The sequence below is a fragment of the Amycolatopsis sp. NPDC005003 genome, assembly GCF_053600695.1.
In genome coordinates, this window is record NZ_JBSGAI010000004.1 from 229,485 (window position 1) to 241,758 (window position 12,274).

Below are 12,274 nucleotides of genomic sequence, written 5' to 3' on the forward strand. Positions count from 1 at the left end.
ACAACGAACCCAGGCCGCCGCTCCGCCGACCGAGCCTCACCGAACTCGGGCCCCTGCTCGACCGGCCGAGCCGAACGGAACTCCGGCTCGGCCGCCCCCGGCCGGGCCTCGCCCTCCGGCCGGCCGGCAGCCACCTCCGGCCGCCGCCCGGGCTGCGGTGCAGGCTCGTCCCGCACCGCGGGCATCACCGTCGTCTCGGCGACGTCCGCCGTCACCCGCGGCCGTTCGAACGACCAGGCCGGCGCCGGCGGCCGCGGCTCGGGTCGTGACGGCGCCTCCTCCCGGCCGAACGACCACGCCGGCGTCCGCGGCTCGGGCTCCGGAACCGGCTCGGCCGCGACGACCGGGACCGGGACCGGCCGGGAGGACGGCACGCTGCTTCCGGAGGGCCGGGTGGCGGCCGGTGACGGCACCGCCTTCAGCACCTCGTCCAGATCGACCGAAGCCGGCTCCCCGCTGCCGAACTCGCCGGCCAGCACACTGCACGCCTGCCGCCGGGCGCGGGCGTGCAGCTGCTCCGCCGCCCGCGAGCGGTACAGGCACGCGATGGCCTCCTCCGCCTGCCCGAACCGCTCCTGCAGCTGGGCCAGCTCCAGCCACAGCCGCGCGGTGATCGCCGACAGCCCGTGCCGGTCCGTGCTCGCCACGGCTTCGCGAACCAGCTCGATCGCCGCTTCGCCCGATCCCGTGGGCAGATGGACCCGCGTCGCGACGGCCAGCCGCAGCCAGCCCATCGGGGCGACGCCCGCCGCGCGCACCGGCTCGGCCAGCACCGGCTCCGCGATCTCGTACGCCATTTCGGTGTCGCCGCGGTCGAGCAGCGTGCTGACCAGCAACAACACCAGCCGGACGCGGACGAGCCCGCCGTCGTCGGCCGGGTTGTCGAGCTTCTCCAGGAACCCGAGCCCGGTCCGGGCCGCGTCGGCCGCCGCCGTCAGGTCTCCGTGACGCCGCCGGTGGGCGGCCGTGCCGACGCGCAGCAACGCCCGCACCAGCAGCTGGGTGTCCGCACCCAGCGAGTCGTCGCCGACGACCAGCTTGTCCGCCTCCACGAGCACGCGGTCCAGCTCCGACTTGCGCCCCAGCTGGCCCAGGCAGCCCACCAGGTGGCACAACGCGGCCGCGCGGTGCACCGGCGAGACCACCGGATCCGTCAGCACCGGCCGCAGCGCGGCGAGGCCGGTCAGCGGCACGCCCAGGCTGCGGGCGCAGACGGCGAGGTCGATGCGCAGCCGCGCGGCGATGTCGCCGTAGCCCGCGTGCTCGGCCGCGCGCAACGCCGCGACCGCGCGCCCGACCGTGGCCGGCCGCATGCCGAGCCGGACGCGCGCGGACACGACCAGGCTCTCGGCCCGGATCCACTGTTCGTCGGCCCCGGCGGCCTCGGACAACGCGGCCGCGCGCTCGCCCAGCACCAGCGCGAGTTCGGGCGCGCGCAGGTGCAGCGCGTCCGCGCGTTCGATCAGCCTGCCGACTGCGGAGAGGGTTCCCCCGGCATGCGCGGAGCGCCCGCCCTCCTGGGAGAGCGGGCCCGTCCGGTGTTTGCTGGCTTCCACGGGGAAACCCGCCCCCTCAGTCGCGGGTCAGCTTGCGATGGGTGACACGGTGCGGGCGGGCAGCCTCGGCGCCCATCCGCTCCACCTTGTTCTTCTCGTACCCTTCGAAGTTGCCCTCGAACCAGAACCACTTGGCCGGGTCTTCGTCCGTGCCTTCCCAGGCCAGGATGTGCGTGGCGACCCGGTCGAGGAACCACCGGTCGTGCGAGATCACGACGGCGCAGCCGGGGAACTGCTCCAGCGCGTTCTCCAGCGAGCCGAGCGTCTCGACGTCCAGGTCGTTGGTCGGCTCGTCGAGCAGGATCAGGTTCCCGCCCTGCTTGAGCGTCAGCGCCAGGTTGAGCCGGTTGCGCTCACCACCGGAGAGCACGCCCGCCGGCTTCTGCTGGTCCGGGCCCTTGAAGCCGAACGCGCTGACGTACGCCCGCGACGGCATTTCGGTCTGCCCGACGTGGATGTAGTCCAGCTCGTCGGAGACGACCTGCCAGACCGTCTTCTTCGGGTCGATCCCGCCACGGTTCTGGTCCACATAGGACAGTTTGACCGTCTCGCCGATCTTGACGTCGCCCGCGTCCGGCTCCTCGAGCCCGACGATGGTCTTGAACAGCGTGGTCTTGCCGACGCCGTTCGGGCCGATCACGCCGACGATGCCGTTGCGCGGGAGGTTGAACGAGAGGCCGTCGATGAGCACCCGGCCGTCGAAGCCCTTCTGGAGCTTCTCGACCTCGACCACGACGTTGCCCAGCCGCGGGCCCGGCGGGATCTGGATCTCTTCGAAGTCGAGCTTGCGGTGCTTGTCGGCCTCCGCCGCCATCTCCTCGTAGCGGTCGAGGCGCGAGCGGGACTTGGTCTGGCGCGCCTTGGCGTTGGACCGGACCCACTCGAGCTCGGTCTTCAGCCGCTTCGCGAGCTTCGCGTCCTTCTTGCCCTGGACCTCGAGGCGCTCGCGCTTCTTCTCCAGGTACGTGGAGTAGTTGCCCTCGTAGCCGACGACGCGGCCGCGGTCCAGCTCCATGATCCACTGGGCCACGTTGTCCAGGAAGTACCGGTCGTGGGTGACCGCGAGGACAGCGCCGGCGTAGCGGGCCAGGAACTGCTCCAGCCACAGGACACTCTCGGCGTCCAAGTGGTTGGTGGGCTCGTCGAGCAGCAGCAGGTCGGGCGCCGACAGCAGCAGCTTGCACAGCGCGACCCGGCGGCGCTCACCACCGGAGAGGTGGGTGACGCCTTCGTCCGGCGGCGGGCAGCGCAGCGCGTCCATGGCCTGCTCGACGGTCGAGTCGAGCTCCCAGGCGTCGGCGTGGTCCAGCTCCTCCTGGAGCTTGCCCATCTCCTCGAGCAGCTCTTCGCTGTAGTCGGTCTCCATCAGCTTGAGGACCTCGTTGTAGCGGTCGAGCTTGACCTTGACCTCGCCCAGGCCCTCTTCGACGTTCTCGCGGACCGTCTTCTCCTCGTTCAGCTCCGGCTCCTGCATGAGGATGCCGACCGAGGCGCCGGGCTGGAGGAACGCTTCGCCGTTGCTGGCCTGCTCGATCCCCGCCATGATCTTGAGAACGGTGGACTTACCGGCACCGTTCGGCCCGACCACGCCGATCTTGGCGCCGGGGTAGAACGCGGTGCTGACGTCGTCGAGGATGACCTTGTCCCCGACGGTCTTGCGCACCTTCTTCATGGTGTAGATGAACTCGGCCATACCCACGATCGTAGAGCGCACCTGATCGCGGCTCGACGCCGGTCACCGTCGGACTACCGAAAGTCAGCCCGAGATCACGGCGAGAGTAGCAAAACGGCCGTTTTCCCGGCATCCGGACGGCGGCTCAACCTCAACTGGAACCCGAGGGTCGCTTGCCCTCGGCGAGGTTCTTCAGCATCGCGTTGTAGGCGTTCAGCTCTTCGTCGCCGGTCGCGGCTTCGCGCCGGTCACGCCGCTTCGCCTCGCGCTCGTCCTGACGCGACCACTGCACCAGCAGCGCGATCAGCACCAGCAGCACCGGGACCTCGCCGGCCGCCCAGGCGATGCCGCCGCCGAGCCGCTGGTCGGCGAGCAGGTCGGCGACCCACGGCAGGTGCAGCTGGCTGTAGAAGGCCTGCCCGATCACCGTCTGCTTGCTCATCAGGATCACGCCGAAGAACGCGTGGAACGGCATCGCGGCGAACATCATGCCGAGCCGGCCGAGGTACGGGATCCGCCGCGGCGACGGGTCGACGCCGATCACCGGCCAGTAGAAGACGTAGCCGGCGAGCAGGAAGTGCCCGTTCATCGCCAGGTGCGCCCAGTGGTACTGCAGTGCGTTGTCGAACAGGCCGGAGAAGTACAGCGCGTAGAACGAGCCGACGAACAGCAGCAGCGCGACCACCGGGTGGGTCAGGAACCGCGACACCGGGGAGTGCACGAAGGCGACGAGCCACTCGCGCGGCCCGGGCGGGGCGTCCTTGCCCGCGGTGGGCAGGGCGCGCAGCGCGAGGGTCACCGGCCCGCCGAGCACGAACAGCACCGGCGCCACCATCGACAGCAGCATGTGGTTGCCCATGTGGACGCTGAACATCGCGGGCGCGTACCGGCCGACCCCCGACGACGTCGCGATCAGCAGCACCACGCAGCCGGCGATCCAGGCGACCGTGCGGCCCACCGGCCAGGTGTCGCCGCGGCGCAGGAGCCGCTGGACCCCGGCGAGGTACAGGCCGCCGAGCACGAGCGCGATGGTGCCGTAGACCAGGTCGAAGCGGGTGTCGAACAGCAGCCGCCACACCGTCGGCGCGCCGTCGAGGTTGTAGCCGATCAGCAGCTCGGTGGTGGACGGCTGGGTGATCGCGTCCGCCGGCGGTGGCGTCCTGGCCAGCCCCGACGCGATGCCGATGGTGACGAACATGATCAGGATCTCGACCGAGGCCAGGCGCAGCAGCTGGGCGCCGCCCTTGCCGTTGACGAGGTTCGCGACTCCCTTTTCGCGCTGCTGGTGCCCGAACACCCCGAGCAGCAGCAGCGCGATCGTCTTGGCCACGACGAGCAGGCCGTAGTCGGTGGTGAACAGATCGTTGAGGCCGATCCGGACCAGCGCGTTGACCGCGCCGGAGAGCGCCATCACGATCCAGCAGACCAGGGCCAGCTTCGAGAACCGCTGCGCGGCCAGGCTCAGGTGGCCCCCGCGCCGGTACCCGAGCGCCAGCAGGGCGACCAGGCCGCCGACCCACAGCGCCGCGGCGACCAGGTGGAACAGCAGGCTGTTGGTGGCGACGTCGTGCGAGCCGCCGCTCGCGGAGTGCCCGGTGACGGCGACCGGGACCAGCCCCCCGACGGCGAGGAAGAACAGCACCGCCGTCCAGCCCCAGGACAGCGCGAGCCGGCAGCCGAGCGCGATGAGGATGGCGATCAGCGCCGTCCACAGCCACGCCTTGGGCTGTTCGATGGCGCCGACGAGGTCGAGCAGCGTCTGCGGGTCCAAGACGTCCCCGAAGGGCTTCCCGGCGGTGTCGGCGGCCGTGAAGGCGACCGAGAGCAGCGCCGCGGCGAACCACACCCAGGCGGCGATGCCCGCCGCGCGCAGGGCGCCGTAGCCCTCCGGCCCGAGCGTCCCGGACTTCTGCGGCGGCACCAGGAAGGCGGCCAGCAGCAGCGAGCCGACGCAGATCACCGACGCGCATTCGGACAGCACGCGCATGACGGTGATGCCGTACTTGGTGACCAGTCCCGGGTCGGGCAGGCCGGCGATGGCGTAGCCGGCCCCGCCGGTCAGCGCGATCAGGCCGATCGCGACCACGGCGGCCAGCAGGACGCCGACCACGAGCAGGGGCAGCACACTGGCCCGGCGCTGGGTGGGGACGTCGGATTTCGTGGCGGACACGCCCCTGAGGGTATGCCCCGCCCCGGTCAGGCCCGTGTGACGGGCAGGATGGGGGCGGTGAAGATGATCCTGCTGCGGCACGCCGAGTCGCTGGGCAACGTCGACGAGCTCGCCTACACGCGGATCCCCGACCACGCGCTGCCGCTGACGGAGAAGGGCGAACAGGAGGCCCGGGCGGTGGCGCCGGAGATCGCCCGGCTGCTCGACGGCTCGCGGCCCGCGGTGTACGTCAGCCCCTACCTGCGCACCCGGGAGACGTTGCGGCTGCTGGACATCCGGGCGTCGTGCGAACGGCTGGTGCAGGAGCCGCGGCTGCGCGAGCAGGACTGGGGCAACCTGCAGGACCCGGCCGACCAGGAGATCCAGAAGGCGCGGCGGCACGAGTTCGGGCACTTCTTCTACCGGCTGCCTTTCGGCGAGTCGGGCGCGGACGTCGACGACCGCGTCGCGGCGTTCCTCTCGGACCTGCGCCTGCGCGACGAAAGTCACCCGGAGACGGTGCTGATCGTCTCCCACGGGCTCACGCTGCGGTTGCTGTGCCGCCGGCTCTTCGGCTGGAGCATCGAGCTGTTCGAGTCGCTGTCCAACCCGGCGACCTGCGAATACCGCGTCCTTTCCGAGTCCGACGGCAAGTGGGTGCTGGACCGTCCGTTCGCCCAGTGGCGGGACTCACCCGACGGGGAAACCCAGCTTTAGCGGCGCGGTCAGCAGGACGCGGGTGCCCTGGCCGGGTGCCGAGTCGATGCGCGCTTCGCCGTCGATCTCGGCCATCCGCGCGTGGATCGAGTTCTCGATGCCGAACCCGGCGTGGTGCGCGCCGGGGTCGAAGCCGGTGCCGTGGTCGCGGACGGACACCGTGACGACGCCTTCGCGCTCTTCGAGGCACACCACGGCCTTCGCCGTCCTCGCGTGCTTCAAGGTGTTTCGCAGTGCTTCGCGGGTTGCGTCGTGAAGGGCGTTGACGACGGCTTCGGGGACGTCAGTGGGCTTCGCGAGGACGACGAGGTCGACGCGGAGCCCGTCCGCGGTCATCTCGACCGCCAGCGCGCCGAGGCGGTGTTCGAGCCCGCCCGGCTCGGCGGGCGCGTCGCCGTCGAGGCTCAGCCGCAGGCGCAGGGCGTGCGCGCGGGCGGTGCGGCGGACCTGGTCGAGGCTGCCTCGCGGGTCGAGCGCGTCCCCGGGCGCGGGCAGCGCGAGGGATTCCATCACCTGCAGGACCGTGTCGTGGACGTCGCGGCGGTGCCGTTCCCGCTCGGCGGCCCGGCCGCGCTGCTCGCCCAGGCCGAGCGCGAACCGCATGGACCCGGCGACGAGCAGCACGATCGCCAACGCGGTCACCGCGGCCGCGATCAGGGCGAGCAGGATCCACGTCGCGGGCGCCGACGTACCGGAAACCGCGGCCATGCCGTACCTCAGGAGCAGCGCGCCGACGATCGCGACGGCACCGGCGGGTGCGCCGCGCAGCAGGGTCCAGACCATGACCGTGCCCATGATGTTCGGCCAGGCCAGCGTCAGCAGCTCCGGTGAGCGCGCCGCGAAGACGGCCGCGGCGAGGCTCGTCACGAGCGTGTACGCGGTGTCGGCGGCCAGCACCGGCCGGATTCCGGTGGCCCGGCGGAAGACCCAGGCCACTTCGAGCAGGTTGGGCACCAGGTAGAGGGCGATCGCGCCCCAGAGCACCGGCGCGCTCAGCGGGCCGCCGGACCAGACCGCCTGCAGGAACAGCGCCAGCCGGAACGCCACCGGCACCAGCACGAGCCGCGGCACGGCGTCCCGCACGAGCGTCAGTCCCGTCCCGCCGAACCGCCCGCTTCCGCCGGCGAGCGCCCCCGCTCCGCCGAGCAGCACAACCCTCACGACGTCCTCCCCGGATCAAGGCGCCCCCGCCTTGATCAGCCGACCTGAAATTGAAACGTCGCCTTATTCATTTCAGTTTACCGACGGGGTTCAGCTTGCCTCGCGCACCAGGAGACTGTCAACGCCCGGGCCGTGGCGGAAACGCGGGTTGCGGCACGGATTTCGTGCTTGGAACGCCTATCGGCTGATCATCGCCGCCGCTTCTTCCCGCCGCCGCGACCGCCGCGCGCCGACCGCGGCGGGCAGGATCAAAGCCGCGACGAGCGCGACGAAGACGAACGCCACGTCGTAGTCCGTCGCCTGCGCGATGCCGCCGACGATCGGCGGGCCGCCGAGGAAGCCGGTGTAGGCGACGGCGGTGACGAAACCGATCTCGCGCTCGCCACCGGTGCCGTCGCCGCGCTTCCCGGCGTCCCCGGCGAGGCTGAGGGCCATCGGGAAGGACGCGGCGAGCCCCGCGCCGGCCAGTGCGAACCCGGCGTACCCGACGGCGGCGACCGGGATGGCGGCCGCCGCGACCAGGCCGGCGGCGGCGAGGGTGGCGCCCGCGGCGAGGCAGCGGGTCGGGCCGAACCGGCGTTGTGCCCACGGGCCCGCCAGCCGGGTCAGGGCCATGACCAGCTGGAACCCCGCGAACGCGAGGGCCGCGGCGCCCTGGCCGACCCCGCGCTCGACCGTCATCAGCAACGCCGACCAGTCCGACGACGCCCCTTCGGCGATGGCCGAGCACAACGCGACCGCGGCGAGCAGCCACAGCACCGGCCGCCGGATCGGTGCCCGCGCCGGCGTGACCACGGGTTCTTCGGTGTGCTCGGGGCGGATACCCGGGACGTGGCGGATCACGGTGGCCAGCACCAGGACCGCGACCACGGCGGCGACGGTGAGGTGGCGCGCCGGGGACCAGCCGTGGCCGGCGGCGAGGCCCGCGGCCAGCGAACCGGCGAGCGCGCCGAAGCTGAACCCGGCGTGGAAGACGGACATCACCGGCTTGCCGAGCCGGCGTTCGACAGCCACGCCGGCGACGTTCATCGCGACGTCGAGCATCCCGACGCTCGCGCCGATCACCAGCAGGGCCCCGGCCAGCAGCGGCACGGTGGGCGCGAAGCCGATCAGCACGAGCGAACCGGCGGCCATCGCGGTGCTCCCGGCGACGACCGCCCGGGCGCCGGCCCGTTCGATCAGCCGTCCGGACACCGAAGCGGCAGCGAGCATGCCGACGCTGGCGCCGAGCAGGGCCAGGCCGAACACCCCGGGCGAAGCGTGCACCTGCGCGGTCAGCGCGGGCGTGCGCGACGCCCACGACCCCAGCGCGAGCCCGTTGAGGGCGAACACGGTGAACACCGCGATCCGGTCCCGCATGGGTCCCCCTTTCGTTCCTCCAGCGTGACTTAAGCGCTTCAGAAAGTCCACGGTTAGACTCCGCGGATGACCCGGCGCCGCCGTCCCACGCTCGACGACGTCGCCGATGCCGTCGGTGTCTCGCGGGCCACCGTTTCGAACGCCTACAACCGGCCCGACCAGCTGTCCGCGCGGCTGCGGGATCAGGTGCTGCGGGTGGCGGCCGAGCTGGGTTACCCCGGGCCGGACCCGACCGCGCGCAGCCTCGCGACCAGCCGCACCGGCGCGATCGCGGTGCTGCTGGACACGTCGCTGTCGATGGCGTTCTCCGACCCCGCGCTGTACCTGACGCTGGACGCGCTGGCGCGGGTGATCGACCCGGGCGGGCACGCGCTGCTGCTCCTGCCGGGCGGGCCGCCCGCCGATCGGGTGCGCACCGCGCAGGCCGACATCGCGATCTTGTATTCGCTGCCCGACGGCGCTCCTTCGCTGGAAGCGGTGCGCACGCGGGGGTTGCCGCTGGTGGTGATCGACCAGCCGCTGCTGCCCGGCACGGCGCGGGTCGGCTGCGCGGACCGGCGCGGCGCGGCGCTGGCCGCCCGGCACCTGCTGGCCCTGGGGCACCGGCGGTTCGGGATCTTCGCCGCGTGCAGCCACCTCCGGCCCGGCGGCGGCGGGCTCAGCGTCGCGGAGGCGGCGGCCGCGCCCTTCCACGACGTCCGTGAGCGGCTGGGCGGCTACCTGGACGAGCTGGGGTCGTGCCCGGTCGTCGTCGAGGAGGCCGCCGGGTTGAGTGCGGAGAGTGCGATGGCGGGGGCGTTCGCGCTGCTGGGGGCGTCGCCGCGGCCGACGGCGGTGCTGTGCATGTCCGACCAGCTCGCGCTGGCGGTGCTCGCCGCGGCCCGTGAGCTGGGGATCAGCGTGCCGGGTGAGCTGTCCGTGGCCGGCTTCGACGACAGCCCGCCGGCGTCGTGGTCCTCGCCGCCGTTGACGACGGTCCGGCAGGACCTCGTGGCCAAGGGGCGGATCGCCGGGGAACTGGCGCTGGGCCTGCTGGACGGCGGTTCGGCGCCGGCGCCGGTCGAGGTGCCGGTCTCCCTGGTGGTGCGTGGCAGCACGGGTCCCGCCTAGCACCGCCTTCGCCATTCTGCAAGGCCTTCTTTTGCGGCTGTGGACAACCTTTCCACCGAGGGGCAGTTGTCCACAGAATCGAAATAGCGGCTGACAAACCGGCAACCACCCGCCAATCTGGAATCACACGTTCACCGCGGCCCACGAAAGCCGCGATTCCGGAGGGGAAATCCACCATGTCTTCACGTCGTCTTCGTTCCCGCCTGCCGCACATCGTCGTCCTGGCCGTGATCGGACTGCTGACCAGTGTCGGAGCCGCGCACGCAGGCACGGATCCGGGCTGCCGCAAAGGCGAGTTCTGCCTGTGGCCGTCCGACGGCTACGTCGGCAAAATCCAGCGTTTCGACCTGCGCACGGCCAATACCGAGGAATGCCTGCCACTACCGGAAGGATTCGACGGATCGTCGTTCGCGAATCTGATGACCCGCGACGTCACGGTGTACCAGGACGAGGAATGCTCGACCGAAGGGGATTTCATCACCTACCCGGGCGGCGGCACGTACGTCCCGAACGCCCCCTTCCTGGTCCGCGGCATCCAGATCTGGGAGTGACGCCCTGACCCGGGCCCCGCACAGCCGCCAGCTCCGAGGAAGAGCCGGCTCGCGGCGGCGGCCGGGCCCGACCGGGGCCGCTACCCCGAAGCGGCCCCACCCCGTGGGCGCGCCCGAGCGGCAGGGCGCGCCCACGGGCTTCCCACTCGAGGTTCTCGCCATGCTGGCTTCCGGGGCCGAGCGGGGGCTCCCGGGCGCCCAGCGCACGGCTCAGCGCCGTTGCGGGGCCTCAGCCCCGTTGCAGGGCTCAGCACCGTCGCAGGCTCAACGCCGTTGCGGGGCTCAGCACCGTCGCAGGGCTCACCGTCGCGGGCCCAGCACCACTGCAGGGCTCAGCACCGGTGCAGGCCCAGCGCCGTCGCGGGGCTCAGCACCGTCGCAGGGCTCACCGTCGCGGGCCCAGCACCACTGCAGGGCTCAGCACCGTTGCGGGGCTCAGCGCGCCCTCTGGGCGCGCCAGCCGCCCCGTGAGGCGCATGGGCCACGCGGCCCGGCCACCCGCCCACCCCGGGGCGGTCCGACCGCGGCGGCGAGCGCCGGAACCCAGCCGGGGCCGCGGCGCCCTGCACCGTGGCGGCAATCGGCGCGGCAGCAGCGGCGCCTGCAGCCACCGCCGCGGCGGGAACGCCGCCGGAAGCGCTCCGGCGGGCACGGTTCGGAAAGGAGAGATCACCGCGAAACCGACCGTGGCAAGCGTCGGATGCCTGGTCACCTCAGGACCGACAACACCACTCAGTCCAAGGCCCGCACCCCGACCGACCACAGCACGCGGTCGAGACCGACGAGCGTCCAGGAGAAACATGGAGGTGAGGAGACCACCGCGTCGCCCGCCGCGGCGGGCGAGCGGCGGCGTGCGGACGCTCGCGGCGTTGCCTACCCGGCTGCAGGGACGTGCAGGCGAACGTGGTCGGGCTGGACACAGCAAGAGCCTTCTGCTCGCCAGATTACAGGTTCGAAGCCGGTCCGGAAGCCCGTTCGGTCACCCTCAGCACCGCACCCGGCACTCAAGGAGGTCTACACCACGCGCTCGACGCCCCCGGCCCCGAACTTCCGAATTCCGTCGAACGAGACCTGAAACGATTCGCCGGTGTCGAACGATCGAGAGGATGGTGACGACTAAGCTGCCGGTGCCCGGTTTCCGGCAGCAGCCGTCGGCGCGGGCCCTCGTAGCTCAGCTGGATAGAGCAAGAGCCTTCTAATCTCTAGGTCGCAGGTTCGAGTCCTGCCGGGGGCGCCACCAGGGAAGACGTCGTGCGCGGCTGCGCACGACGCACCCTGCCCACGTGACCGGCCCCACACCGGGGCCTTCCCGAGCGCCGCCGGACGTGCTCCCACTTTGGACGGTCACCGTTCGCGTTCCCGCGCCGCGGGACTCCGGAAGTCGCATCGTGCGAGCGGCCAGGTGGCCCAGCGGACCCGAGCCGAGCCCATCCCGAGACAACCTTGTTACCTGCGCGGGTGAGTACCCGAGTGATCACGCGCAGCGACGACTTCCTCTATCCAACAGATCCACCCGATCGAGTGAATCCACCATGCCCGAGGGAGGCACCACACCATGGACCACGAGGAGCCCGGAGGACGGCACCGAAGGCGGCGGACCAACCGCATCGCGCGAACGGCCCTCGACGAAGCCCGGCGCGCGGGCCTCGTCCGGCGGCACCTGATGAGACTGCACCACCTCGAGGCCCGGTCTCCTCAGCCCCGGTCGGAGCCGGGCGAACGATTCCCGCCGGCGGAAAGGGCCGACTCACCTACGGGAACGCCACAGTCCACTTTGCCGCGGCCTTCCCGGACGGATTTCCCGCCGCCGCGGCAGCCACACGACGACACCCCCGAGGCGGCGTGACCATGACCAGGCATGCCTGAACGACGCCTTGGTGCAGGTGACCGTCGTCGGCAGGACGCGTCCGGGCGACGCGCGGATGCCGCATGCGGTGCGGGAACATCCGTGCGTCCCCCGCCCGACCGAGGCCGACGGGGCGACCTGGGCCGACCGGGG

General features: G+C 72.2%; 7 protein-coding genes, 1 tRNA gene and 1 pseudogene. 4 read left to right on the forward strand and 5 right to left on the reverse strand.

The window, feature by feature from the left end; all coding sequences use genetic code 11:
• The 3 genes and pseudogenes from ACWED2_RS06965 to ACWED2_RS06975 all read right to left on the reverse strand — a co-directional run.
• Positions 1 to 1,556, reverse strand: a pseudogene (locus ACWED2_RS06965) (hypothetical protein); the annotation flags it as partial.
• 16 nt (positions 1,557 to 1,572) lie between these two features.
• On the reverse strand, positions 1,573 to 3,249 hold the full coding sequence (ettA, locus tag ACWED2_RS06970; RefSeq protein WP_449689501.1) for an energy-dependent translational throttle protein EttA: 1,677 nt from the start codon (positions 3,247 to 3,249) through the stop codon (positions 1,573 to 1,575).
• 130 nt (positions 3,250 to 3,379) lie between these two features.
• Positions 3,380 to 5,398 carry a cytochrome c oxidase assembly protein gene (locus ACWED2_RS06975; protein ID WP_449689502.1) on the reverse strand — a complete coding sequence of 673 codons (2,019 nt, stop codon included), beginning with the start codon at positions 5,396 to 5,398 and terminating at the stop codon, positions 3,380 to 3,382.
• A gap of 57 nt (positions 5,399 to 5,455) precedes the next feature.
• On the opposite strand from ACWED2_RS06975, the gene ACWED2_RS06980 reads away from it, so the two are divergent.
• Positions 5,456 to 6,094 (forward strand): histidine phosphatase family protein, encoded by a 639-nt coding sequence (locus ACWED2_RS06980; RefSeq protein ID WP_449689503.1) that lies wholly within the window; start codon positions 5,456 to 5,458, stop codon positions 6,092 to 6,094.
• On the opposite strand, the gene ACWED2_RS06985 is transcribed toward ACWED2_RS06980, so the two are convergent.
• Together ACWED2_RS06985 and ACWED2_RS06990 are read right to left on the reverse strand one after the other, a co-directional pair.
• Positions 6,068 to 7,246 carry a sensor histidine kinase gene (locus tag ACWED2_RS06985; protein ID WP_449689586.1) on the reverse strand — a complete coding sequence of 393 codons (1,179 nt, stop codon included), beginning with the start codon at positions 7,244 to 7,246 and terminating at the stop codon, positions 6,068 to 6,070. The two genes, ACWED2_RS06980 and ACWED2_RS06985, sit on opposite strands and share 27 nt — an antisense overlap.
• Before the next feature lie 186 nt (positions 7,247 to 7,432).
• Positions 7,433 to 8,614 (reverse strand): MFS transporter, encoded by a 1,182-nt coding sequence (locus ACWED2_RS06990; RefSeq protein WP_449689504.1) that lies wholly within the window; start codon positions 8,612 to 8,614, stop codon positions 7,433 to 7,435.
• 66 nt (positions 8,615 to 8,680) lie between these two features.
• Here ACWED2_RS06990 and ACWED2_RS06995 point away from each other — a divergent pair, with 66 nt between their 5' ends.
• From ACWED2_RS06995 to ACWED2_RS07005, 3 genes are all read left to right on the forward strand, one after another.
• Positions 8,681 to 9,724 carry a LacI family DNA-binding transcriptional regulator gene (locus ACWED2_RS06995; RefSeq protein ID WP_449689505.1) on the forward strand — a complete coding sequence of 348 codons (1,044 nt, stop codon included), beginning with the start codon at positions 8,681 to 8,683 and terminating at the stop codon, positions 9,722 to 9,724.
• A 176-nt stretch (positions 9,725 to 9,900) separates the two neighbouring features.
• A complete protein-coding gene (locus tag ACWED2_RS07000) occupies positions 9,901 to 10,275 on the forward strand; it encodes a peptidase inhibitor family I36 protein (protein ID WP_449689506.1) in 375 nt (124 codons plus the stop codon).
• 1,160 nt (positions 10,276 to 11,435) lie between these two features.
• Positions 11,436 to 11,512, forward strand: a tRNA-Arg gene (locus ACWED2_RS07005).
• Positions 11,513 to 12,274 lie beyond the last annotated feature (762 nt).